Here is a 22017-nt window from a genome sequence, read left to right on the forward strand (position 1 = left end):
AAGAGGCCGCAAGTTGCCGCCGCAAGGTGCGATCGAGGCGGCGTTCCGCGCCGCGCAAGCGGGAGAGGGGGGTGGGGTCCGCGGCTGACGCGAGCCCCCTCATTGATTCCTAGCGAACCAGGATGTTCTTGAACTGCCAGGCGTCCTTTTCGTCGATGTCTTCCGGGAACAGACCCGGGCGACCTTCGAGCGGGGTCCAGTCGGTGTAGTGACCTTCGACCGGGCCGAGATACGGCATCTGCACTTCGAGGCAGCGCTTGTAATCCACCTCGTCGGCTTCGACGATGCCGGCCTTCGGGTTTTCGAGCGCCCAGACCATGCCGGCGAGAACCGCCGAAGTTACCTGCAGACCGGTTGCGTTCTGGTAAGGCGCGATGCGGCGGGTTTCTTCCAGCGACAGGCGCGAGCCGAACCAGTAGGCATTCTTCTCGTGACCGTAGAGCAGCACACCGAGTTCATCGACACCGTCTTCCAGTTCATGCTCGTCGAGCACGTGCAGGACGGGCTGCTGAGTGCCGCCATTGCCGAACATTTCGTGCAGCGACAGAACCGCGTCATTGGCCGGGTGGTAGGCATAGTGGCAGGTCGGACGGTAGACGACTTCGCCGTCCTTTTCGACGGTGAAATAGTCGGCGATCGAGATCGACTCGTTGTGGGTGACGAGGAAACCGTATTGCGGACCCGGCGTCGGGCACCAGGTGCGAACGCGGGTGTTGGCGCCCGGCTGTTCGAGATAGATCGCGGCCTGGCAGCCCTTCTTGTGCTTCTTGGCGTTCTTCGGCATCCAGTTTTCGTGGGTGCCCCAACCGAGTTCGGCCGGCTGCAGACCTTCCGAGATGAAGCCTTCGACCGACCAGGTGTTCCAGAACACGTTGAGCGGCTTGGGGTTCTTGGTGCGCTGGGTGTCGCGCTCGGCAATGTGAACGCCCTTGACGCCCAGCTTCTTCATCAGCTTAGCCCAGCCTTCGCGGTCGTGCTGGTCCGGCTCGTCGAATTTGAGGCCGGTGTCGTTGGCAAGGTTCACCAGCGCCTGCTTGACGAACCAGGAAACCATGCCCGGGTTTGCGCCGCAGGTGGAAACGGCCGTGGTGCCGCCCGGGTTCTTCTTCTTCTCGTGGCGCACGGTCTCGCGCAGCGCATAGTTGGTGCGCTCGGAGTTCTTCATGCTCTTGTCGAAATAGAAGCCGAGCCAGGGTTCGACGACGGTGTCGATATAAAGGACGTCAAGCTTGCGGCACATCTTCATCAGATCGAGCGAGCCCGTGTCGACCGACAGGTTGACGCAGAAGCCCTGGCCTTCGCCTTCGGTCAGAAGCGGCTTCAGCAGCTCCTTGTAGTTTTCCTTGGTGACATGGTCCTTGATGTGACGGATGCCGTGCTTCTTAAGGATCTCCATGTCGGAGGGCTCTTCGCGCGGGTCGATAACCACCATCCGGCTCTTGTCGAACTTGAAATGGCGTTCGATCAACGGCAGCGTGCCGCGGCCGATCGATCCGAAACCGATCATCACGATCGGACCGGTGATTTCGCCATATACCGGATAGGTCTCGTCTTTCATCGTATTCTCCCTATGGGTCGACTGCTCTTCCACCGCCGCAGCCTGCGTTTTGCAGGCGTAACGGACCCGTGTGACATGCATCTGATGCCCGGCCTAGATCACAAAATTTCGTCACAATAAAGGGGTCGCGTTTGAGGCGTACGCTGGAATAACGGTCCCGAGGTTGTTTTCGCCCGACCGGCGCGCCGGCCGCCCAAAATGTGGTTTCCGCTCGGTTGGTCCGTTTTGCGTGGATAATGCTAAATCTAGCACCTGTCCCTTGGAACCGTTTTCGCGCACCCTAAAATCTGCTGGGAACGACCAGGGGAATGTCATGTTGAAATTCGGTTTGCGTTTGTCGCCGAATAGGTCAGGGCGCGGGGGCATCGGGGCGATCGTGGTGCCGTCGAAGCTTAGCAGGATCCGTCGCGGCAATGTGTCGATGGGACGTGCTTTTCCGGCGTGGGGATTGTGGGTCGTGTTCTGGTTGGTGCTGGCGCTTGGGTGCACCATGGCGGTGGCTGTCGCCCGGTCGCCTGCCTGACATCACTCATCTGGTCCTTTGCAGGTGATCCACCAGAGCGCGTAGTTTTGGTGCCATGTTCCGCCTGCTCGGATAGTAGAGATAGAAGCCCGGAAACCACGGGCTGAATTCTTCGAGCACCGGCACCAGCTCGCCCGTGGCGATCGCCGGGCGGAAGCTCTCTTCCATGCCGAAGCTGATGCCCGCGCCGGCAATGGCCAGGCGAACCATCAGCGCCATGTCGGTCGTGGTGATGGTGTCAGAAACGGCGACCGAGAATTCCTTGCCGTCTTGCGAAAACTCCCAGCGATAGGGCGCCTGATGGACGGAGGCCCGCCACCCGATGCAACGGTGAACGCCAAGTTCGCGTGGGTGAGCCGGGGTGCCGTAGCCTTTGAGGTAGCCCGGCGAGGCGACGGCGATCTGGCGCTGGTTTCCGGAAACCGGCACGGCGATCATGTCCTGTGCGATGACTTCGCCGAGCCTCACGCCCGCATCATAGCCCTCCGCAACGATATCGAATTCTTCGTCGGTCACAGTGATATGCAATGTCACCTCCGGATGTTCCTCGGCGAAGGACGCGAGCACGGGGCCGGATAGAAAGCTCTCGGCAATCGAGGAGACCGCAAGGTTCAGGCGGCCGCGCGGACGTCCGTGCAGGTTTGCTGCCGCCTCGGTGGCGCCGCGCATCTCCGACAGCGCTGGCGCAACCTCGGAATAGAGCCGCTCGCCCGCCTCCGTCAGGGCAACGCTGCGGGTGGTGCGTGCAACGAGCGCGATGCCGAGCGTCTCTTCCAGCCGGCGGATCGTCTGGCTGACGGCCGAGCGGGTGACGCCGAGGCGGTCGGCGGCGGCACGAAAGCTTTTTTCTTCTGCAACCAGCGTGAAGACCGCGAGCGCATTGTAATCCGTCAGCATTGGTTAGAATTCCTTGCCACTGTGGAAACAGCTGGGCGGCTTATCGCGACAATGGAGGAGGAATAGGGTCCTTGCAATCCGCAGGCAAGCGGAGAGCGAAGGAGCTAATCACATGGACAAGGTTGTTCTCATCACCGGCGCATCGAGCGGGATCGGTTCAGGTATCGCCCGCGAACTGGCAAAAGCCGGGGCGGCACTGATGCTGGGCGCCCGCCGCACCGACCGGCTGGAGGAGCTCGCCCGGGAACTCCGGGACTTGGGCGCCAAGGTCGCGATCCGCAGGCTTGACGTCACCGATCGCGCCGATGTCGCGGCATTTGCGCAGGCGGCGGTGGCGGAATTCGGCCGGGTCGACGTGATCGTCAACAATGCGGGCGTCATGCCGCTATCGCTGATGTCTTCGCTCAAGGTCGACGAGTGGGACCGGATGATCGACGTGAATATCAAGGGCGTGCTCTACGGCATAGCTGCCGTGCTGCCTCTGATGACGGCGCAGGGCTCAGGCCAGATCATCAATATCGCATCGGTCGGCGCTCTCAGTGTTTCACCCACGGCTGCGGTCTATTGCGCCACCAAATATGCGGTGCGGGCGATTTCCGACGGCTTGCGGCAGGAGCATGACAACCTGCGCGTCACCTGCATCCATCCGGGTGTGGTGGAAAGCGAGCTTGCCGATACCATCACCGATGCCGTGGCTGCCGAGGCCATGAAGACCTACCGCGCCATTGCCCTGAAGCCGGATGCGATCGGTCGCGCCGTGCGCTTCGCGATCGAGCAGCCCGACGATGTCGATGTGAACGAGATTGTCGTTCGCCCGACGCGGGCGCAGTGAAGGGTACGGCTGCCATGAACCGCCGCCATCTCCTCCTTGTTGCCGCCGCGTCTTTCGGCGCGGCGCTTCCTTCCCATGCAGAGGACATCATGGACAACAAGATCCAACCCGCGAGTCATCCCTACGTCGGAATGTGGGTAACGGCAGACGGACATATCCGCCACGAGCTGCAGCAAGATAACCGCTATGATGAAGTACGCGGCTCTCGCAAAAGCGCGTATCAGGGCCGGTATCTCGTCACCGGCGATCACATCGATTATTGGGACGATACCGGGTTCACCGCCGATGGCGACTTCATCGACGGCGTGCTGCATCATGCGGGGATGGTGCTCTACCGGGAACAGTAGGGGCTTCGCGTCAGACCAGTTCGGCCCGGATCAGGCCGCGCAGGGAATTGCCGACGAAGAGGCGTTTCCCGGCAAGGTCGGTCTGTTTCACAAGGCCAGACTTGGCGCGGCCCTCGCGGATCAGATCGCCGCGCAGGATCCCCGCAAGCAGACCGGATGAGATCGGCGGTGTCGTCAGCGTGCCGTCGGCCTGCTCCACGAAGAGATTGGTGCGCGTGCCTTCGCAGACCTCTGCGCGTTCGTTGAGCAGGATCACCTCGTCCACGTCTTCAGGGAATTCGGCGCGGGCGGCGTCATAGACTTCGCGGCGCGATGTCTTGTGGCGATACATCGGATCATCCGAGGGCAGGCGCGTCTGCGCGATCCCGATCCGCCAGATCGCATCCTTGGCAACGGGCGCGAACGGCGTGGCGACGATCTCGACCTTGCCGCGGAACGTCATTTCCAGCCGCACGCGAAGCGGCGTCTCTCCTTCGACCGAGGCCTGGAGCTGTTTCATCAGGTCTGGCGGGGCCGGGCGAAAGCCCAGGGCATCGGCCGAACGGTTCAGCCGACGCAAATGCTGGTCGATCCGGGTAAAACCGGAACCCGGCTCCCAGCGCATGGTTTCGATCAGCGAAAGATCCACCGGTTTTGCACCGCGACCCTTGGCCTTCACAGACATCGCAACCCCTCCGACCTGCGTTTGACCGTCCGTTGATCAGACAGCCTTGTCCAAAGCTTCCAACTCGTCGATCAGACCTTCGATCATCGACAGGCCCTTCGACCAGAAGGACGGATCGGTGGCATCTAGGCCGAATGGCTTGAGCAATTCCGAATGATGCTTGGTGCCGCCTGCCTTCAGAAGGTCGAAATACTTGTCCTGGAAGCCGGGGGCGGCGTTCTGGTAGACCGCGTAGAGCGAGTTCACCAGGCAGTCGCCGAAGGCATAGGCATAGACGTAGAAAGGCGAATGGATGAAGTGGGGGATATAGGTCCACCACGTCTCGTAGCCTTCCGAGATCCGGATTGCCGGGCCGAGGCTCTCGTTCTGGACGGACAGCCACAGTTCGCCGATCTGCTCCGACGTCAGTTCGCCCTGCTTGCGGGCCGTGTGGATCTTGCGCTCGAACTGGTAGAAGGCGATCTGGCGGACGACCGTATTGATCATATCCTCCACCTTCTGGGCGAGCATCGCCTTGCGTTCGCGCTTGTCCCTGGTCTTTTCCAAGAGTGCCCGGAACGTCAGCATCTCGCCGAACACGGAGGCGGTTTCGGCAAGCGTCAGCGGTGTCTGGCACATCAGCGCGCCCTGGCCGCCGGCGAGAACCTGATGCACGCCGTGGCCAAGCTCATGGGCAAGCGTCATCACGTCGCGCGGCTTACCCATATAGTTGACGAGAACGTAAGGGTGCGCAGACGGCACGACCGGATGCGCGAACGCGCCCGGTGCCTTGCCGGGCCGTGCCGGCGCGTCGATCCATTCCTCGTCGAAGAAGCGGCCGGCGATGGCGGCCATCTCCGGCGAGAAGGCGCCGTAGGCGGACAGGACGGTGTCCTTTGCTTCCGGCCATGAAATCAGGCCTTTCGGCGTTTCCGGCAGTGGCGCATTGCGGTCCCAGTAGTTCAGCTGGTCGACGCCGAGCCATTTCGCCTTCATCGCGTAATAGCGGTGCGACAGGCGCGGATAGGCCTGCGTGACAGCTTCCGAGAGCGCGTCGACGACCTCGCGTTCGACACGGTTCGCCAGGTGACGGCTGTCGGCGATATCCTCAAAGCCGCGCCAGCGGTCGGAAATTTCCTTGTCCTTGGCGAGCGTGTTGGTGATCAGCGTGAAGACGCGCAGGTTCTCGCCAAAGGTTTTTGACAGTGCTACGGCCGCCTTGGCGCGGGTTTCCGGCTCGGGCTCTACCAGCATGTTGAGCGTGATTTCGAGCGGTTGTTTTTCGCCGTCCACCTCGAAGCGCAGCTCCGACATGGTCTCGTCGAACAGGCGGTTGAAGGCTGCGGCCGACGTCATCGACTTCTCGAGAAAGAGCTGTTCCAGCTTGTCGTCCAGCTGGAAGGGCTTGTCCATTCTCAAGTCCACCAGCCAGGGGCGGAAATGGCCGGTTGTTGGATCGCGGTCCATCGCCGCATTGATGACCGCATCGTCGATCCGGTTCAGTTCCAGCGCGAAAAACAGGAGATGCGAGGAGAGATCCGTCAGCTTTGTCTGGATGTCGCCGTAGAACTTGCCGTTTGCCGGGTTGGACGTGTCTGAAAAATAGGTGAGGCCGGCGAACGAGCCGATCTTGCCGAGGAGGTCGTCGAGCGCGTCATATTCCGACAAGGCCTCGCCAAGTCCGCCGGCACCGGTCTTTGCGGCAGCGTCTGCAAGCTTGCCTTTCCACTTTTCCTCGAAAGCCAGCGACAGCGTGCGCGCTTTTTCCAGATCGGCCACAAATTCCGGGGCATCCTTGGCAGCGTAGAGATCGGACAATTTCCAGACTGGCAGGACACCGAGCGCGGGGTCGGCGGGCGAAGCAGCGGGGGACGCGCCGGAAAAAGCAGGAGAGGCGGTCATGGTGTGCCAGTTACGGAAATTTCTCACGGTTTTCTCCTGTCGACGGCGATCCTGTGCCAGAACCGACTGTTTTCCCCCTCGGCCGTTAAAATGCAAGCTTTTCTCAAAAGGGGATGTTCAAGCCTCTCTGACACAACTTGCAGCATAAGAGCCCATCAAGGGTGCACGATGAACGTTGCAGGAGCCGAGCATGATTGCCCATGTCCTAGTCGTAGATGACGATCCGATCCAGCGCCGCCTCTTGAAGAATGCCGTCGAACGGTTCGGACATGTCGCCCATCTCGCCGAGAACGGCCTCGTTGCTCTCGACTTTCTCCAGAACCTCAGCGGACCGGTCAATGTCATCGTGCTTGACCTGATGATGCCGGAAATGGACGGGCTGAGCTTTCTTTCAACCATCCGCAGCATGGGCATCGATACGCCCGTCATCGTGCAGACCGGCCAGGGCGGCATCGAAACGGTGGTGGAAGCCATGCGCGCCGGTGCCTTCGATTTCGTCGTCAAACCGGTGTCACCGGAGCGGATCGGTGCGTCGATCGGCAATGCCTTGAAGGTTGGCCAGAAGGAAACCAAGTCGCGCACCGGTCGACGTCGCGCCGGCATCGTCGGTTTCAACGATATCGTTTCGGCAAGCCCGGACATGCTGCGCGTCATCGATCTGGCCCAGCGCGCCGCGCATTCCAACATTCCGGTGGTGCTCGAAGGCGAATCGGGCGTCGGCAAGGAAATGGTGGCCCGCGCAATCCAGTCCGCGAGCGACCGTGCGGGCAAGCCGTTCATCACTGTCAACTGCGGTGCCATCCCGCACAATCTTGTCGAGAGCATCCTGTTCGGTCACGAGAAGGGCGCGTTTACCGGCGCCTCCGAGCGTCATACCGGCAAGTTCGTCGAGGCTGATGGCGGCACGCTGTTCCTGGACGAGATCGGTGATCTTCCGCTCGAAGTTCAGGTGAAGCTTCTGCGCGCCGTGCAGCAGGGCGAAATCGAGACTGTCGGGGCCGGCAAGGTCCAGAAGGTCAACGTGCGGCTGATTTCGGCGACCAACAAGGACCTGATCGAGGAAGTCCGGGCAGGGCGGTTCCGCGAGGACCTCTATTACCGTCTCAACGTCTTCCCCATCACCATCCCGGCGCTGCGTCGCCGCAAGGAAGACATTCCGCATCTGGTCCGGGTTTTCGCCGAGCGCTTTTCGGTGGAACAGAAGCTCGAACGCAGTGTCGGTATCAGCGCCAGCGCGATGGCACTTCTGACCGCCTACGACTGGCCGGGCAATATCCGCCAGCTGGAAAACGCGATCTTCCGCGCCGTGGTTCTGACCCAGGGCGACAAGCTGACGGACGAAGATTTCCCGCAGATTGCAGCTCAGCTGCCGGAATTCCGCACGGAAGAACTGGCCGCGACCGGTGCCGCTGTGCAGCCTTCATCGCTCGAGATGGATCCGCGTCCGCGTCTGCGGCACGAGGCCGTTGTCGATGGTGGCTTCCCGATTCCGGTACGGTCCGCCATGCATACCCAGCCGATGCGGCCCGATCCGCGCGCGCTGCTGGCGGCCGCCTATCCGGCTTCCGACAACGTCATCGTCAGCACGGACGACACCGGCGAAGTGCGTAAACTGGCCGACGTGGAAGAAGAGCTGATCCGTTTTGCACTGAAATTTTATCGCGGACAGATGAGCCAGGTGGCACGCAAACTCGGCATCGGGCGCTCGACTCTCTACAGAAAACTCAAGGATTATGGCATCGATCCCGACGATCCGCTGAAGGAAGCGGCCTGAATCGGCGCGAAATCGGGATTTTAATGACGATAATCTTCGCGCAAGCCTCTTCCCCTAACCTTGTCAATCTCTCATTAGCAATTCATTGACTATACGAGAGGTGCTTGTGCTTGTGTGACACATTTGCCATGCTGTCACCGCATTTAGCAGTCAGATGAGACGACGAGGGTAGTTGTCGACAGGACGGGGAACGCTTTGCCGTATTTCAAAGTTCAGAAAACGCCTTCGGGTGTGCGCTCTGACGATGACCGTGCGGCGCGCGTTGGCGCCGGATCTGGTCGTCTTGCAGGGATCAGATCGTCGATCTTCAAGCGGATCGCCAAGCGTTTCGTCGTGGCGTCGACCCTTGCTGCAATCGCATTTACGATTCTTCCAGCTTCGGTGCACGAGGCAGAGGCCGCTGGCGATACCCGCAGCCTGAAGCTCTATTTCGTCCACACCGGCGAGAAGGCCACCATCACCTACAAGCGCAATGGCCGATTCGATCCGCGCGGTCTGGCACAGCTCAACCAGTTCCTCCGCGACTGGCGCCAGAACCAGCCGACGAAGATGGATCCGCGCCTGTTCGACCTGGTTTGGGAAGTCTACCAGCGCTCCGGCGCCACCGATTCCATCCACATCGTCTCCGCTTTCCGTTCGCCGACCACAAACGGCATGCTGCGCGGTCGCTCGCGCAAGACGGGCGTCGCGAAGAACAGCCAGCACATGCTCGGCAAGGCGATGGACTTTTACATTCCGGGCGTGAAGCTCTCGACCCTGCGGGCGCTCGCCATGCAGATGCAGGTGGGCGGCGTCGGCTTCTACCCGACTTCCGGTTCCCCTTTCGTGCATCTCGATGTTGGCGGCGTTCGTGCCTGGCCGCGCATGACCCGCAAGGAACTGGTTCAGATCTTCCCGAAGGGCAACACGCTGCATCTTCCGGCTGACGGCAATCCGTTGCCGGGCTACGAGGTCGCTCTCGCCGATTACAAGAAGCGCGTTGGTTCTGATTCGATTGCGATTGCCAGCACAGCCGGCGGCTCGATCCGCGGCGAAGCACCCAAGCGTCGCGGGTTCCTTGCCGCACTGTTTGGCGGCGGTGGTGCCGACGAGGTCGAAGACAACGAAGACATGAAGGCACCAATGGTCGCCAGCCGTGGAGCACCGCGCTCCGCGCCGGCTGCCGACGATGGCGAAGAGGCACCGGTCGCGACTGCACGGGTTGCGCCGACGCCGACTGCCCCGACGCCGACTGCACCGACACTCGTTGCTGCTGCTGAGCCGGTCGAGCCGGCGATTGCAGCGCCTGTGCCGCTGTCACGGCCGGCCTTCCGTTCCGATTCCAGCACCGCGGGTCCGGGTGGGCTTGCCACGGCGCTCTATCAGCCGACCCGCAATGCGGCGCAGGACGCGCTTGCCATGCAGACGGCTGCTGCAGCCGATGTGCAGCGGGCTGAAAATTTCGCCGATCTGTCCGGTTACGCCATTCCGGTTCCGACCCTCCTTGGCCCTCGCGGGCTGAAGGGTGATGCGGAAACCAGCGTCTTGACTGCCTCGATAGAGCCGGCGCCATTCGAAAACCTTGGCTCCGTGCCAGTTCCGATCCACCGCCCGGGTGCTCCAGCAGCGCCGCTCGTTGCATCGCGCCCGCAGAGCGATCAGCAGAGCCTCACGCCGGAACTGGTGGCAGCGCTGTCGCGAAGCGTCGAAGCGCCGGTTGTTCCGGCACCGCAGGCGGCGCCAGCAAGAGCGCCAGCCCAGGCGGTCGCCGTGTCGGCACCGGTGCCGATGGCCGCGCCTGCGCAGCGCCAGATGGCGGCTCTTTCGCCCAAGGTGATTCAGCCGTCCACCAAGCAGATGCAGTTCGGCGACGGGTTTGACGCGCCGCGTCCTGCAACGGCGTCGCTGGGTACCATGCCGAGCTACGGCACCGCCAAGAGCGGCCGCGCTGGCAAGCCTGCGACTGCACAGGGGCAGGCCAAAGCTGGCAAGAACGGCTTGACCGGTGACATGGTGGCGAAATGGGCGGTGAACAACAATCGCGCCGAAGGTCAGAACCCGGTTTCGATGAAGGCGCCTCGCGTGGTCAGCCGGACGCTCGATCGTGATTATTCGGCCGGTTACACCAGCAGCGGCTTCAAGCCTGTGAGTGCTGCCGTCGCCATCGATCCCAACCGGTTCAGCGGCCAGGACTGAGTTTCAGGACTTTGGCCGCCACCTGTTTGCCGGCGACGATTGCCCCCTCGACGTAGCCCGGGAAAGACGGCGACAGTTCCGACGATGCGAAATGTACCGGCGGCATGCCGGTTGTCAGGGTCGCTTCCGCGTCGGTAGCGTCGAGACTGGTGATCACGTCACTATAGGCGCCGTCGCTCCAGCGGTCGTCGACCCAGTCACGCATGCGAATGTCCAGACTGTGTCTGGCCTCGTCGCCCAACGCCTCCGCCAGTTTCTCAATTACGAACGTTTCAAGCTCACGGGCGGGCTTGTCGTGCCACGTCGCCGCCAAAGGTCCGCTAACGAAGACGATCAGTCCGGCGTAACCGTCGCGACTGGCGTCGCAGGCAAACAGGCCTTGCGGATCATTCCACATGGTCATGCCGCTGAGATCCCGGTCTCGCCAAAAGGGTCGCTCAAAGCGGATGTTGAGCTTGATGACCATGCCAGGGCTCCACGCATCCAGTGCTCTTGTCAGATGCGGCGGGAGTGCTGGGGCGTAGGACAGGCGGCGCGCCATGATGGGCGGCACGGCGAGCACGACCTGCGCGGCCGTCATTTTTCCCGTGCCGGTCATCACCGTGACGCCGTCACCGGAAATGGCAAGCTCAGTGACAGGCATGCCAAGCCTTAGCCGATCGCCGAGTGTTTCCGCCAGATCGTCGGCCAGCGCATGCATCGTGCCGGCGAGAAACAACTCGAGTTCGGACGTGGTGTTGGTGATGCGTCTGTCGTTTGCCGCGAGATAGGTGAAGGCAATCTCCTGCGGCGCGCGGCACCAGAGGCCGGTCACCATGCGCAGAAACCCCTGCCGTATATCGTCCTCGACCGGCTGTCTCTGCGCCCAGTCGTAAGCCGTCAGCTTTCTCAGCGCCGGATCGGAAAGATCGGTCGCGATCATCGTCTCGCGCAGTGCATCGACGCCGTTCCAGATCGCTTCTGCCCGCCCGCGGGGGACTTCGGGAAGGTATGTGGTGTCGCCCTCGGCATAGGTCTTCACAAAGGTCCTGCCGAACTCTCTTGCCAATGAGACCACTTCCGGCATGTCGCGGCAAAAGAACTGTCCGCCCGCATCGACGGCCGTGCCATCCTCAAAAACCTGCGCCTCGACGCGTCCGCCGACGCGCTCCTGGGCTTCGAGCAAAACAACGTTCACGCCCGCTTTCATCAGCTGCGTTGCAGCAGTCAGACCGGTAAAGCCGGCGCCGACGACGATGACATCATAATCCATGACCGATTCCGAGTGTCTCTGAGGAAGATGCGATGCTTGCGCTCATGAAAAAACCCGCCGTTGCCGGCGGGTTCCTTGTCGTCTTCGAAATTGTTTAAGCTGCGTCCTGTTCGGCCGGGCTTTCGATCATGCCGAGGGCGGCCAGATAGGTATCGAGGATGAGGTCCTCTTCCATCCGCTCCTGATCGTCCTTCTTGCGAAGGGCGATGACCTTTTTCATGATCTTGGTATCGTAGCCCATGCCCTTGGCCTCGCCATAGACATCCTTGATGTCGTCGGCGATGGTCTTCTTCTCTTCTTCCAGTCGCTCGATACGCTCGATAAATGCGCGGAGCTGGTCGCGGGCGACGCCATGAGCATCAGACATCGGGGCCTCCTGATTTTGATCTGTGTTGATTGGCTGTCACCTGCCGAAAAGCGGCGGCAAGGTCAAGGCCCAAATGCGCGGGCCTTGTCCGTGGGCGTCAGCCATGGGTCGGCTTGTTGCCCTCGAATGCGGCTTTTTGAGCGCCTGTGGATTCTCCCTGGTGCAGATTTTTCCAGTCCTCGTAGGGCATGCCATAGACGATCTCGCGGGATGCATCCTTCGTGAGCGCAAGGCCTGCCTCGTCGGCTGCGTCCTTGTACCAGTTGGACAGGCAGTTTCGGCAGAAGCCGGCCATGTTCATCAGATCTATGTTCTGAACGTCGGTCCGCTCGCGCAGATGTGACACGAGGCGACGGAAGGCTGCAGCCTCGAGCTCGGTCTGCTGTTCCTTGGAAAGTTCGGTCATCGTGACCTCCTTTGTCTGAACGCTCACGCGGGGTAGGGGCCGGTGCGCGACGGAAAGATTTTGTACTCGTGCAATGTGGGGTCTGCATTGAGCGTCGTGAAGATCGGCGCCAGTCTTTGTGCCCAGTCCTCGATGCCTTGCTCGTCGCCGATCAGGTCCTGGCGCACTTCGAGCAGGGTGTGCGGAATGCCCGGGATCATGCAGTGCCGGTACATGGTGTCGCCCCTGAGTGCGCCGTCATAGGGTTCGTTGTCGCCGACGACGATATCGCCGGGAAGGCGAAGCTGCTCGATCAGCGGCACCACGACCCGATCGTCGGTATCCCACAGTACGCCCGCATGCCAGGGCCGCGGCGTTTCGCGCCAGAACGGCGTGAAGGAATGCAGCGACAGAACAAGCGGTGCCCGGCCGGACGCGCTGGCCCTTGAAATCGTCTGTTCGACGGCGCGGTGATAGGGCCGGTGGTAGGTGGTAAGCCTGAAATCCCATTCTTCCTGGGTGATCGGGTGGTTGCCGGAAACGATGGCGCCGTCGGAGATCTTCATGATCAGCGTCGGATCATCTTCGCCGCGGTTCGGATCGATCAGCAGGCGGGAAAAGCAACCGAGCACGGCCGGCACGTTCAGAATGTCGGCCAACCGGCGGGTCAATCCCTCGATGCCGATATCGAAGGCGATGTGGCGCCGGAATGCGTCTTCTGGCAGGCCAAGATCGCCGTAGCGGGTGGGCAGGCGGTTCATTGCGTGGTCGGCGAGAAGAACCATCCCGCCGTCATAATCGCCGTCTATGATTTCGAACGGTTGGAAGTCGTCTGTGTCCATCGGGGCTTGTACCATTGTTTTGCGCAGCCTGTCCCGGTGATATCTCGGCCGTTTCCTGCCATGGTCGCCGCGGACAAGGCAAGCGGCCCCCGGCGGGCGTTCAGAATATAATCGATTAGATTGCGTTGACTTTCAAACCCTGCCGCGCGAGAAAGTGCATCACGAATAACCATGGAGTCCTGACGGAAACCGTGTCGAAAAAATCCCTTAGAACATATCTTTCCGCCCTGTTTTCTGTGCCTGCCGTGGCATCCGCGCTCTGCGTCAGTGCGCCGCTGTTGATGGCGTCTCCGGCACTTGCGGATTTCCGCGTCTGCAACGGAACCCAGAACCTCGTCGGCGTGGCGATCGGCTACCGTGCCAAGGATGGCTGGAACACCGAAGGCTGGTGGCAGGTACCCGCATCAACCTGCGCGACGCTGATCGAAGGCGAGCTGCAGTCCCGCTATTATTATCTCTATGCCGAGGACGCGGCCCGCGGCGGCCGCTGGACCGGCGGCGTCAACATGTGCGTCGCCGAGAACGAGTTCAAGGTCGTCGGCGTCGACGACTGCTTCACCCGTGGCTTCCAGCGCATGGGTTTCAAGGAATATGACACGGGCCGTCAGGGCAGCTGGATGGTCCAGCTTTCAGACACGTCCGGATCCCAGGAAGGCCAGAATTGATGAGGCGATACCGCAAAGTTAAGATCCTTGCCACACTCGGCCCGGCATCCTCCGACGAGGAGATGATTGCCAAGCTGCACGAGGCAGGCGCGGATCTTTTCCGCATCAACATGAGCCATTCGAGCCATGAGATGATGCGGACGCTGATCGAGCGTATTCGCTCCGTCGAAAAGAAATCCGGTCGCCCGATCGGCATCCTCGCCGACCTCCAGGGTCCGAAACTGCGCGTCGGCAAGTTTGCCGATACCAAGGTGACGCTGGTCCCAGGCCAGACGTTTACACTCGACAATAACGAGGCTCCCGGCGACGAGAACCGAGTCTTCCTGCCGCATCCCGAAATTCTCGAATCGGTGAAGGTCGGCGATCGCCTGCTGATCGATGACGGCAAGCTGGCGCTGCGGGCCGAAAAGGTTGACGGCACGTCGATCACCTGCACTGTCGTTGCCGGCACCGGCATTTCCGACCGCAAGGGTGTTAGCCTTCCCGATACGCTGCTCGCCGTTGGCGTTCTCACCGACAAAGACCGCGCCGATCTCGATGCCGTGCTTGAGACCGACGATGTCGACTGGGTCGCTTTGTCCTTCGTTCAGCGCCCGGAAGATCTCGCCGAAGTTCGCAAGATTGCCCGCGGCCGCGTCGGCATCATGTCTAAGATCGAAAAGCCGCAGGCACTCGAGCGGATCGATGAGATCATCGATCTCTCCGACGCCGTCATGGTGGCCCGTGGCGATCTTGGCGTCGAAATGCCGATCGAGGCGGTCCCCGGCATCCAGAAGCAGCTGACACGCGCATGTCGCCGTGCCGGCAAGCCGGTCGTGGTCGCGACCCAGATGCTGGAATCGATGATCAGCGCGCCGGTTCCGACCCGCGCCGAAGTTTCCGACGTCTCGATCGCCGTGTTCGAAGGTGCCGATGCGATCATGCTGTCGGCCGAATCGGCGTCCGGTCAGTATCCGGTCGAAGCCGTTTCGATGATGGCGTCGATTGCCCGCAAGGTGGAAGACGATCCGCTTTATCCAAGCATCATCTACGCGCAGCGCGCCACACCGGAAGCAACCGGTGCCGATGCGATCTCGCTTGCTGCCCGCCAGATTGCAGAGACGCTGCGGCTCGCCGTGATCGTCACCTACACATCGTCGGGCACAACAGGCCTTCGCGCCTCGCGCGAGCGTCCGAACGTTCCGATCCTGGCACTGTCGCCGAGCGTCAAGACCGCGCGTCGACTGTCGATCGGCTGGGGCATGCACTGCGTCGTCACCCACGACGCGACTGACCTCGACGACATGGTCAACAACGCCTGCCGCATCGTCGCCTCCGAAGGTTTTGGTAAGCCGGGCGACCGGATCATCATCTCGGCCGGCGTGCCACTGGGCACACCTGGCGCCACCAACATGCTGCGCATCGCCTATATCGGTGCAGATGGGCAGAGTGGGGTTTAAACCCGCTATCAACAGCGTGAAATGAAAACGGCCGTCGGAGTGATCCGGCGGCCGTTGTCGTTTCAGGTCTTTTCGATCGAGAAATCCATGTCCGGCATCGGCTCGTCGACCACTTTCGCCAGTCGCGCCTCGACCCTGCGGGCAACGGACTGCAGGTCGCGGTGGTGACCCGCAAGCTTCTCGATCCCGGCGATGGCGAGATCGGTCGCGAGGTAATCCGGCTTGTGGCCGAGGCCGCGGATGACGACCAGTTCGGCGCCGGCGACGGCGGCCGTCAGCGCCTTCGCATGGATATCCATCGAGACGATCTTGTCGCTGTCGCCGTTGATGATCAGCGTCGGTGCGGTGATCTCGCTGTAGCGCGGTGCGACCCTGGTGACGTAGTCGTTGAGATTGGCGACGTCGATCGCGTTGTTGCGGAAGTTCTCAGGCCGCAACACCAGTGCGGTGGCGCCGCCGTCGAGGTAGCGGTCCGGACGGGGGTTGGGATGGAAGACGGCATGGGTTGCCTTCTCCATCAGCACCAGCCCGGCAGGCAGCGCCAGGAAGCGGGTAAACAGGCGTCCGAGATAAGGGCGGGCTGCGAGATTGTAGTACCAGTCGACGCCGCCCGGCCAGGGATGGGTGGCGGGCGCGAGAAGAAGCAGGCCTGCCGTCTTTTCCGGATGGTAGAGCGCGAAGGATGTGGCGATCGCACCCCCGAAGGAATGGCCGACGATGATCGCCTTCTCGATGCCGTAGCGATCCATGAGGCGAGCGATCGTTTCGGCCTGGCCATCCGGAAAGCCGTTCTCTTCGCCGCCACGCTCGGAATAGCCGTGACCGGGACGGTCGACGAACAGCATTTCGGCGCGCCCTTCTAGCGGTCTGCGGAACGCTGCTTCCTGGTCCTTCAGATTGCCGCTGGCGCCGTGGATGAAGACGATCGGGGGAAGGTCGCCCTCGGCTGGTGCTGCGACATGAAGGGCGTTGATACGGATATCGCCGAGATCGGTGAGTTCACCGTCGTTCGGAAGGTTGGCCTCGATCGCTTTCGCCTTCCAGGCCGTGAAGCCGAAGCCGAATGCGATGAGAGACAAGATAAGAGGTACAATCCCCATGGCGGCCCATCAGGTTCGGTTGCCGGCGATCTTTTCGGATAGCTTGGTCACAGCCTCCTGCGCCTCGCGATCGGCGGGGTAGATGTCGAGATAACGCTCCCACGCATTCAGCGCCTGGCTGTCCCGTCCGGCTTCGGTGAGGATTCCGGCAAGACCGGCCAGCGCGCCGAAATGGCGAGGCTCACGCTTCAGCACTTCGGCAATATCGGCCATCGCCTTGCGCTGGTCGCCCATCGCGTAATGCATTGTGGCGCGGCGGTTCCAGCCTTCGACATAGGCGGGATCGATGAGAGTGACGCGGTCGAGGAAGTCGAGGGCGGCGGCGTTGCGCTTTTCCTTGGCGGCCGTGGCCGCCCAGCCCATCAGGAGATTGACTGTGGGACTGCCCGACTCACCCATGTTCATGGCGATCTGCGTGGCGATGCCGCGCGCCTTTTCCGGATTGCGCTCACGTTTCAGCGCCGCAAATAGTGGGTCGACCCTGGCGTTGAGAGGCTGGCCGGCATTCGGTGCTGCCTGCGTACCTCCCTGCGCCGGACTTTCCAGCGGCGGAGCGGGAGGCATCGGTTGGGATGGCGGCATGGGCTGGGGCAGCGTCTGCGCAAAGGCAGGCACCGCAACACACACAGCAAGGATCACGAAGCTTGAACGAAAATAGCGCATGCGGATAAAGTAATCCGCATGCGCCGAAGGTCAAACCCGAAATTTCACGCTACCGACAATTTGATCGTCTCAGGCGTGCCCGGACAACCCGTCGATATCAGCGCAAATCAGCCCTGGCGGGCCTTGAAGCGCGGGTTCTGCTTGTTGATGATGTAAACGCGGCCCTTGCGGCGAACCAGACGGTTATCGCGATGACGAGCCTTCAGCGCCTTGAGCGAGTTCTTGATCTTCATTGTACTGGTCCAGAAGTCTGTGGGCTCAAAGAGCCGCTTGTCTCTATCAATCGAAAGCGTGCCGCCTATCTGTCGACGAGGGGCGCGCTCAGGTTGGCGTGCAGATAACCCGTGGCTGGATGCGTGTCAACCTTGTGACGCACTTTATGACCGGGTTTTCCGCCCCTTCAGCTCCGTGACATGGCCCATTTTCCGGCCCGGGCGGGATTCCGTCTTGCCGTAGAGGTGGACCAGCACGTCGGTCCTCGCGAGCCAGCCGGGCACGTCGAGGATGTCGTCGCCGATCAGGTTGGTCATCACGCAATCGGAATGACGGCGCGGATCGCCGAGGCTTGCGCCGGCCACCGCGCGGATATGCTGCTCGAACTGCGAGACCACGCAGGCAGCCTCTGTCCAATGACCGGAATTGTGCACCCGCGGTGCGATCTCGTTGGCAATCAGGGTGCCATCGGCCATCACGAAGAATTCCATGCCGATCACCCCGACATAGTCGAGGGCAGCGAGGAGCTTTTCGGCGGCACTGCGCGCGGTCTGCGCTGTCGTGTCTGGAATGGTCGCGGGCAGGGTGGAGGTATGAAGGATCCCGTTGCGGTGGATGTTCTCGGCCGGATCGTAGCAGGAGACCGTGCCGTCCTTGGCGCGCGCGGCGATGATCGAGATTTCGCGCTCGAAGGGCACGAAGCTTTCGAGAACCATCGGCACCGAGCCGAGGTCCGCATAGGCGCCATCGGCCTTGTCGTCGCTGGAGCGGAACACGCGCTGGCCCTTGCCGTCGTAGCCCATGCGGCGGGTCTTCAAGACACCCTTGCCGCCGAAGTCTGCAAGTGCCGCTTCGAGATCGGACTGGCTGTCGACCGCGTGAAACCTTGCGGTCTCGATGCCGCAGCCGTTGAGGAACTGCTTTTCAACAATCCTGTCCTGCGCCACTTCCAGGGCCTTGGCCGGCGGGTAGACCGGAACCGACTGCTGCAGGAACTCGGCTGCCTCGACCGGTACGTTTTCAAATTCGTAGGTCACGACGTCGCAGCGGCTGGCGAGATCGGCCAGCGCCGTCCTGTCGTCGTAGGCCGCCGTGATCTGTTCGTTCGCGACCTGGGCGGCCGGGCAGTCGGCCTGCGGCTCAAGGATGATGATGAGGTAGTTCAGGCGTGCGGCAGCGATCGCCAGCATGCGGCCGAGCTGGCCGCCGCCGATTATGCCGATGGTGCGGATCGTCATGATGTTTCTCAGGGTGCTTCGTCGATGGGATATTCGGCGACCGATGCGGTGTGGTGCGCGCGATAGGCGTCGAGCCGGTCGGCAAGGTCATCGTCGGAAAGGGCAAGCACCGCTGCAGCAAGAAGGGCGGCATTGATCGCGCCGGCTCGGCCGATGGCCAGCGTGCCGACGGGAATTCCGGCCGGCATCTGGACGATCGAGTAGAGGCTGTCGGTGCCGCTCATCGTTTTCGACTGGACGGGCACGCCGAACACCGGAAGCGGCGTCAGGGCCGCCGTCATGCCCGGCAGGTGGGCAGCGCCGCCGGCACCGGCGATGATGACCTTGAAGCCCTCGTCGCGGGCGCTCTTGGCGAATTCGTACATCCGGTCCGGCGTGCGGTGTGCCGAGACGATCCGTGCTTCGTAACCGATGTCGAGCGTATCAAGCGTGTCGGCGGCGTTCTTCATGGTCTCCCAGTCGGACTGGCTGCCCATGATGATGGCGACTGCGGGTCTTTCTGACATTCCAGGCCCTTTAAGGTGAACTCAAGCGATGATGTCGGGAATGATCTGGTCTTCGATCTGGGTCATCCGGTCCTTGATGGCCAGCTTCTTCTTCTTCATGCGCTGGATGCGAAGAGCCTCACAGCCGACCTTGATCATGGCATTGATCGCGGCGTCGTAATCTTCGTGTTCCTGGCGAAGTTTCGCGAGTACCAGCCGGTTATCCGCCTGTTCCTGATCACGCATGCTCAGTCCCCATTCTTTACGCCGGCTTTTTGCAAACCCCGGCTTCATCCGCAAGCTCCTACCATCAAACCGCGTTAACTGGAAGTTAGCCGACGCCACGAATTTGCCGCTGAGAGACCATGATTTCTCCTTCGACAAAGCGGACCAACCGTGTCACACTTCTGTTGCAAACCTGAAGCCTTGGCTCAGAGGAGTGCCAAGGCAGGTACCTAAGGAAGGAACATGCCACATGACCGTCCAGGCGCATATCGCATCGCTTGAAAAGAAGCACGGCGACCTCGAAGAGGAACTCCAGTCCGTTCTCGCATCTCCATCCGCCGACGATCGTGAGATCGCAGAGCTCAAGCGCCGCAAGCTGCGCATCAAAGACGAGGTGGAGCGGTTAAAGACCGACACCCGTCATTAGGCGATCAAAAGCGCCACGCGCCTCACGTACATTCGTGAGAGGGTGCCCACAGCGGCACGATAAATTCCAAGACTAAAAGCAACAGTTCTGGTCGTAACGTCACAGTCGCGGCCAGAATTCACGTCCAGAACTGGTCGAGCCACAGGTTGAGCCGGGTGAAGCCGCTGCCGTTCACGGCATAGATGCGCCGCGTTCCCTCTGGTGTGACAGTGACGAGATCGCTGTCCAGCAGTGCTTTCAGATGCTGCGAGACGGCCGGCCTGCTGATCGGCAGTCCTCGTGCAAGTTCATTCACGGTTTTCGGCGCGCGTCTCAGCTCTTCGAGGAGATGGCGCCGGTTCGGGTCGGCAATGGCTGAAAACGGATCGAGTGTCATAGTTTGAAGCTAAGCATAACTTGACGAAGCAGCAACCGTTTTCGTGTCTCGCGACCGGCGGAAGGCCTTATTGTAATTGGGTTTTTTATGACGTTCGGATGGACCGGTCAGATCGGCAGGCCGTCCCACAGAAGCTTTACGCCGGCAACGAGCGCGAGCGCGTAGGTCATCGGATAGAACACTTCCGACTTCAGACGCTTGACGATCGCGGCACCGAGCATGGTCGAGACCAGGGCTGCCGGCAGCAATGTCGCCGAGATCGTCAGGTTTTCGGCCCCCAATGCGCCAAGAAGGAAATAGGGGATGATCTTGACGGCGTTGACGATGGCGAAGAAGCGGATGCTGGCCCCGGTGTATTTCTTCGGATCCAGCTTCATCGGCAGAACGTAGATCTGGAAGGGCGGGCCTCCGGCATGCGCCACGAAACTGGCATAGCCCGACAGCGCGCCCCAGAACGTGGCGGCCGCCGGACGATGCGGCAGTGCGGCGGCCGGACGGTTCTTATCCGGGCCGTAGACCTGCCAGAAGTAGCGGAGGGCGAAGAAGATGGTTGCTGCCGCAATGACGATCCGCAATGCGTCGTCGGAGACATAGGCCGATGTTGCCCAGCCGAGCGCGATGCCGATGACACCGCCCGGCAGGATCATCAGCAGGGTTTTACTGTCGTTGAAATGGCGCCAGGACCAAAGCGCCACGATATCCATCAGGATCAGGATCGGCAGGAAGATCGCCGCCGCTTTGACCGGGTCGACGGCAAGCGACATCAGCGGCATGCCCATCAGGCCGATCGCGCCGCCAATGCCGCCCTTGGAAAGCCCGACCAGCATCACGGCGGGCACCGCTGCTGCAAAGAAGGCGAGGCTGAGCGTATCGGAGGAAAATATGTCTGGCATGGGCACTTCAGGCTTGCACCGTTGAGGCGGGCAGATGGGATGAGCGGTTGATTGCGCAATCCTTCCGGTCTATCGAATCATTCAAGAGAAAACGAGTGCGGATCGCCGGGTTGCGGTTCGCTGCATGGGAAGAAACATGAAGAAACAGGAAGAGCGTTGCCGTCTGGTGCTGATCGTGCCGCAGGATGCGGATGCGAAAGCGCAGGCGGACCGGTTGGAGAAGGCGCTTGCGGGCGGCGATGTCGCCTCGGTGATCCTGCCGCAATACGATGAAGACGATACCGCGTTCCAGGACCGCGCCGAACTCATGGTGCCGATGATCCAGGCTGCGGGTGCCGCAGCGCTGATCGCCGGAGACAGCCGCGTCGCAGGTCGCGTCAAGGCAGATGGCCTGCATATGGCCGGTTCGATGGAAGAGCTGGAAGAAACGATCGAGAAATTCAGCCCGAAGATGATCGTCGGCGCCGGTGGTGCATCCGAGCGTCACACGGCGCTCGAAGTGGGCGAGCGCCGCCCCGACTATATTTTCTTCGGCAAGCTCGATGGCGACATCAAGCCGGAGGCGCATCCGAAGAACGTCGCGCTTGCGGAATGGTGGGCTTCGATGGTGGAAATTCCCTGTATCGCCATGGGCGGCACGGACATTTCCTCGGCGCTCGAGGTTGCCGAAAACGGAGCGGAATTCGTGGCTTTGAGACTGGCTGTCTTCGATCATCCCGAAGGACCGCAGGAAGCAGTTCGACTGGTCAACGCCGATCTGGACGAAAAAGCGCCACGGTTTGAGGCTTGATGGTCT

At 61.6% G+C, this 22017-nt stretch carries 22 protein-coding genes and 3 pseudogenes; 9 read left to right on the top strand and 16 right to left on the bottom strand.

The window, feature by feature from the left end; all coding sequences use genetic code 11:
* Positions 1-109: 109 nt before the first annotated feature.
* Both G6K99_RS07235 and G6K99_RS07240 read right to left on the bottom strand, forming a co-directional pair.
* Complete coding sequence (locus tag G6K99_RS07235) at positions 110-1558, bottom strand: homospermidine synthase (RefSeq protein ID WP_062460925.1); 1449 nt, start codon at positions 1556-1558, stop codon at positions 110-112.
* A 529-nt stretch (positions 1559-2087) separates the two neighbouring features.
* Positions 2088-2978 carry a LysR family transcriptional regulator gene (locus G6K99_RS07240; protein ID WP_174196133.1) on the bottom strand — a complete coding sequence of 297 codons (891 nt, stop codon included), beginning with the start codon at positions 2976-2978 and terminating at the stop codon, positions 2088-2090.
* Positions 2979-3090: 112 nt separating this feature from the next.
* Between G6K99_RS07240 and G6K99_RS07245 the strand changes: the two genes are divergently transcribed.
* Together G6K99_RS07245 and G6K99_RS07250 are read left to right on the top strand one after the other, a co-directional pair.
* A complete protein-coding gene (locus G6K99_RS07245) occupies positions 3091-3810 on the top strand; it encodes an SDR family oxidoreductase (protein ID WP_174196134.1) in 720 nt (239 codons plus the stop codon).
* Positions 3811-3824: 14 nt separating this feature from the next.
* Positions 3825-4157 carry an Atu4866 domain-containing protein gene (locus tag G6K99_RS07250; RefSeq protein WP_174196135.1) on the top strand — a complete coding sequence of 111 codons (333 nt, stop codon included), beginning with the start codon at positions 3825-3827 and terminating at the stop codon, positions 4155-4157.
* A gap of 10 nt (positions 4158-4167) precedes the next feature.
* On the opposite strand, the gene G6K99_RS07255 is transcribed toward G6K99_RS07250, so the two are convergent.
* Positions 4168-4821: an aminotransferase class IV family protein gene (locus tag G6K99_RS07255; protein WP_062460911.1), complete on the bottom strand. Its 654-nt coding sequence runs from the start codon at positions 4819-4821 to the stop codon at positions 4168-4170.
* 36 nt (positions 4822-4857) lie between these two features.
* Complete coding sequence (locus tag G6K99_RS07260; RefSeq protein WP_174196784.1) at positions 4858-6702, bottom strand: M3 family oligoendopeptidase; 1845 nt, start codon at positions 6700-6702, stop codon at positions 4858-4860.
* A gap of 190 nt (positions 6703-6892) precedes the next feature.
* Here G6K99_RS07260 and G6K99_RS07265 point away from each other — a divergent pair.
* From G6K99_RS07265 to G6K99_RS07270, 3 genes and pseudogenes are all read left to right on the top strand, one after another.
* Positions 6893-8081: pseudogene (locus tag G6K99_RS07265) on the top strand (sigma-54-dependent transcriptional regulator); the annotation flags it as partial.
* A gap of 182 nt (positions 8082-8263) precedes the next feature.
* Positions 8264-8476, top strand: a pseudogene (locus G6K99_RS23480) (helix-turn-helix domain-containing protein); the annotation flags it as partial.
* Between the two features lie 195 nt (positions 8477-8671).
* On the top strand, positions 8672-10651 hold the full coding sequence (locus G6K99_RS07270; protein ID WP_180215466.1) for a DUF882 domain-containing protein: 1980 nt from the start codon (positions 8672-8674) through the stop codon (positions 10649-10651).
* Here the strand turns inward: G6K99_RS07270 and G6K99_RS07275 are convergent.
* From G6K99_RS07275 to G6K99_RS07290, 4 genes are all read right to left on the bottom strand, one after another.
* Positions 10635-11903 carry an FAD-dependent oxidoreductase gene (locus G6K99_RS07275; protein WP_174196136.1) on the bottom strand — a complete coding sequence of 423 codons (1269 nt, stop codon included), beginning with the start codon at positions 11901-11903 and terminating at the stop codon, positions 10635-10637. The genes G6K99_RS07270 and G6K99_RS07275 overlap by 17 nt on opposite strands.
* Positions 11904-11997: 94 nt before the next feature.
* Positions 11998-12270 (bottom strand): DUF2312 domain-containing protein, encoded by a 273-nt coding sequence (locus G6K99_RS07280; protein ID WP_062460899.1) that lies wholly within the window; start codon positions 12268-12270, stop codon positions 11998-12000.
* 97 nt (positions 12271-12367) lie between these two features.
* Positions 12368-12676, bottom strand: a complete 309-nt coding sequence (locus tag G6K99_RS07285; RefSeq protein WP_113109767.1) for a DUF1244 domain-containing protein — start codon at positions 12674-12676, stop codon at positions 12368-12370.
* 23 nt (positions 12677-12699) lie between these two features.
* A complete protein-coding gene (locus tag G6K99_RS07290; protein WP_244631405.1) occupies positions 12700-13497 on the bottom strand; it encodes an N-formylglutamate amidohydrolase in 798 nt (265 codons plus the stop codon).
* Between the two features lie 290 nt (positions 13498-13787).
* Between G6K99_RS07290 and G6K99_RS07295 the strand changes: the two are divergent.
* Positions 13788-14162 (top strand): annotated as a pseudogene (locus tag G6K99_RS07295) (DUF1036 domain-containing protein); the annotation flags it as partial.
* Positions 14162-15601 (top strand): pyruvate kinase, encoded by a 1440-nt coding sequence (pyk, locus tag G6K99_RS07300; RefSeq protein ID WP_062460890.1) that lies wholly within the window; start codon positions 14162-14164, stop codon positions 15599-15601. The pseudogene G6K99_RS07295 and the gene pyk, both read left to right, overlap by 1 nt.
* 62 nt (positions 15602-15663) lie before the next feature.
* On the opposite strand, the gene G6K99_RS07305 is transcribed toward pyk, so the two are convergent.
* The 6 genes from G6K99_RS07305 to G6K99_RS07330 all read right to left on the bottom strand — a co-directional run bounded on the left by G6K99_RS07305 (position 15664) and on the right by G6K99_RS07330 (position 19546).
* Positions 15664-16701: an alpha/beta fold hydrolase gene (locus G6K99_RS07305; protein ID WP_174196138.1), complete on the bottom strand. Its 1038-nt coding sequence runs from the start codon at positions 16699-16701 to the stop codon at positions 15664-15666.
* 9 nt (positions 16702-16710) lie between these two features.
* On the bottom strand, positions 16711-17364 hold the full coding sequence (locus tag G6K99_RS07310; protein ID WP_174196139.1) for a tetratricopeptide repeat protein: 654 nt from the start codon (positions 17362-17364) through the stop codon (positions 16711-16713).
* Between the two features lie 107 nt (positions 17365-17471).
* A complete protein-coding gene (ykgO, locus tag G6K99_RS07315; protein ID WP_003497670.1) occupies positions 17472-17597 on the bottom strand; it encodes a type B 50S ribosomal protein L36 in 126 nt (41 codons plus the stop codon).
* Between the two features lie 144 nt (positions 17598-17741).
* Positions 17742-18815 carry a 5-(carboxyamino)imidazole ribonucleotide synthase gene (locus G6K99_RS07320; protein WP_174196140.1) on the bottom strand — a complete coding sequence of 358 codons (1074 nt, stop codon included), beginning with the start codon at positions 18813-18815 and terminating at the stop codon, positions 17742-17744.
* A gap of 8 nt (positions 18816-18823) precedes the next feature.
* A complete protein-coding gene (gene purE / locus G6K99_RS07325; RefSeq protein ID WP_062582383.1) occupies positions 18824-19321 on the bottom strand; it encodes a 5-(carboxyamino)imidazole ribonucleotide mutase in 498 nt (165 codons plus the stop codon).
* A gap of 21 nt (positions 19322-19342) precedes the next feature.
* On the bottom strand, positions 19343-19546 hold the full coding sequence (locus G6K99_RS07330; protein WP_062461867.1) for a YdcH family protein: 204 nt from the start codon (positions 19544-19546) through the stop codon (positions 19343-19345).
* Between the two features lie 229 nt (positions 19547-19775).
* On the opposite strand from G6K99_RS07330, the gene G6K99_RS07335 reads away from it, so the two are divergent.
* The gene (locus G6K99_RS07335; protein ID WP_082471995.1) at positions 19776-19952 is read left to right on the top strand and encodes a YdcH family protein; all 177 of its coding nucleotides are present in this window, start codon (positions 19776-19778) and stop codon (positions 19950-19952) included.
* A gap of 118 nt (positions 19953-20070) precedes the next feature.
* On the opposite strand, the gene G6K99_RS07340 is transcribed toward G6K99_RS07335, so the two are convergent.
* Positions 20071-20328: a helix-turn-helix transcriptional regulator gene (locus G6K99_RS07340; RefSeq protein ID WP_174196141.1), complete on the bottom strand. Its 258-nt coding sequence runs from the start codon at positions 20326-20328 to the stop codon at positions 20071-20073.
* A 107-nt stretch (positions 20329-20435) separates the two neighbouring features.
* Positions 20436-21221 carry a sulfite exporter TauE/SafE family protein gene (locus G6K99_RS07345; RefSeq protein WP_174196142.1) on the bottom strand — a complete coding sequence of 262 codons (786 nt, stop codon included), beginning with the start codon at positions 21219-21221 and terminating at the stop codon, positions 20436-20438.
* A 136-nt stretch (positions 21222-21357) separates the two neighbouring features.
* Between G6K99_RS07345 and G6K99_RS07350 the strand changes: the two genes are divergently transcribed.
* Positions 21358-22011, top strand: coding sequence for a thiamine phosphate synthase (locus G6K99_RS07350; RefSeq protein WP_062460869.1), 654 nt, complete (start codon positions 21358-21360; stop codon positions 22009-22011).
* Positions 22012-22017: the final 6 nt, after the last annotated feature.

This window comes from Neorhizobium sp. AL 9.2.2 (genome assembly GCF_013317225.1).
Lineage (GTDB): Bacteria > Pseudomonadota > Alphaproteobacteria > Rhizobiales > Rhizobiaceae > Neorhizobium > Neorhizobium soli.

Excerpts from the sequence above, each read along its gene's own strand:
- G6K99_RS07335 (WP_082471995.1), top strand. The coding sequence starts at position 19,776 with ATGACCGTCCAGGCGCATATCGCATCGCTTGAAAAGAAGCACGGCGAC.
- G6K99_RS07310 (WP_174196139.1), bottom strand. The coding sequence starts at position 17,364 with ATGCGCTATTTTCGTTCAAGCTTCGTGATCCTTGCTGTGTGTGTTGCG.
- G6K99_RS07250 (WP_174196135.1), top strand. The coding sequence starts at position 3,825 with ATGAACCGCCGCCATCTCCTCCTTGTTGCCGCCGCGTCTTTCGGCGCG.
- G6K99_RS07345 (WP_174196142.1), bottom strand. The coding sequence starts at position 21,221 with ATGCCAGACATATTTTCCTCCGATACGCTCAGCCTCGCCTTCTTTGCA.
- G6K99_RS07255 (WP_062460911.1), bottom strand. The coding sequence starts at position 4,821 with ATGTCTGTGAAGGCCAAGGGTCGCGGTGCAAAACCGGTGGATCTTTCG.
- G6K99_RS07340 (WP_174196141.1), bottom strand. The coding sequence starts at position 20,328 with ATGACACTCGATCCGTTTTCAGCCATTGCCGACCCGAACCGGCGCCAT.
- G6K99_RS07280 (WP_062460899.1), bottom strand. The coding sequence starts at position 12,270 with ATGTCTGATGCTCATGGCGTCGCCCGCGACCAGCTCCGCGCATTTATC.
- G6K99_RS07305 (WP_174196138.1), bottom strand. The coding sequence starts at position 16,701 with ATGGGGATTGTACCTCTTATCTTGTCTCTCATCGCATTCGGCTTCGGC.
- G6K99_RS07245 (WP_174196134.1), top strand. The coding sequence starts at position 3,091 with ATGGACAAGGTTGTTCTCATCACCGGCGCATCGAGCGGGATCGGTTCA.
- G6K99_RS07235 (WP_062460925.1), bottom strand. The coding sequence starts at position 1,558 with ATGAAAGACGAGACCTATCCGGTATATGGCGAAATCACCGGTCCGATC.
- purE (WP_062582383.1), bottom strand. The coding sequence starts at position 19,321 with ATGTCAGAAAGACCCGCAGTCGCCATCATCATGGGCAGCCAGTCCGAC.
- G6K99_RS07260 (WP_174196784.1), bottom strand. The coding sequence starts at position 6,702 with ATGACCGCCTCTCCTGCTTTTTCCGGCGCGTCCCCCGCTGCTTCGCCC.
- G6K99_RS07240 (WP_174196133.1), bottom strand. The coding sequence starts at position 2,978 with ATGCTGACGGATTACAATGCGCTCGCGGTCTTCACGCTGGTTGCAGAA.
- G6K99_RS07320 (WP_174196140.1), bottom strand. The coding sequence starts at position 18,815 with ATGACGATCCGCACCATCGGCATAATCGGCGGCGGCCAGCTCGGCCGC.
- G6K99_RS07290 (WP_244631405.1), bottom strand. The coding sequence starts at position 13,497 with ATGGACACAGACGACTTCCAACCGTTCGAAATCATAGACGGCGATTAT.
- pyk (WP_062460890.1), top strand. The coding sequence starts at position 14,162 with ATGAGGCGATACCGCAAAGTTAAGATCCTTGCCACACTCGGCCCGGCA.
- G6K99_RS07350 (WP_062460869.1), top strand. The coding sequence starts at position 21,358 with ATGAAGAAACAGGAAGAGCGTTGCCGTCTGGTGCTGATCGTGCCGCAG.
- ykgO (WP_003497670.1), bottom strand. The coding sequence starts at position 17,597 with ATGAAGATCAAGAACTCGCTCAAGGCGCTGAAGGCTCGTCATCGCGAT.
- G6K99_RS07275 (WP_174196136.1), bottom strand. The coding sequence starts at position 11,903 with ATGGATTATGATGTCATCGTCGTCGGCGCCGGCTTTACCGGTCTGACT.
- G6K99_RS07285 (WP_113109767.1), bottom strand. The coding sequence starts at position 12,676 with ATGACCGAACTTTCCAAGGAACAGCAGACCGAGCTCGAGGCTGCAGCC.
- G6K99_RS07330 (WP_062461867.1), bottom strand. The coding sequence starts at position 19,546 with ATGCGTGATCAGGAACAGGCGGATAACCGGCTGGTACTCGCGAAACTT.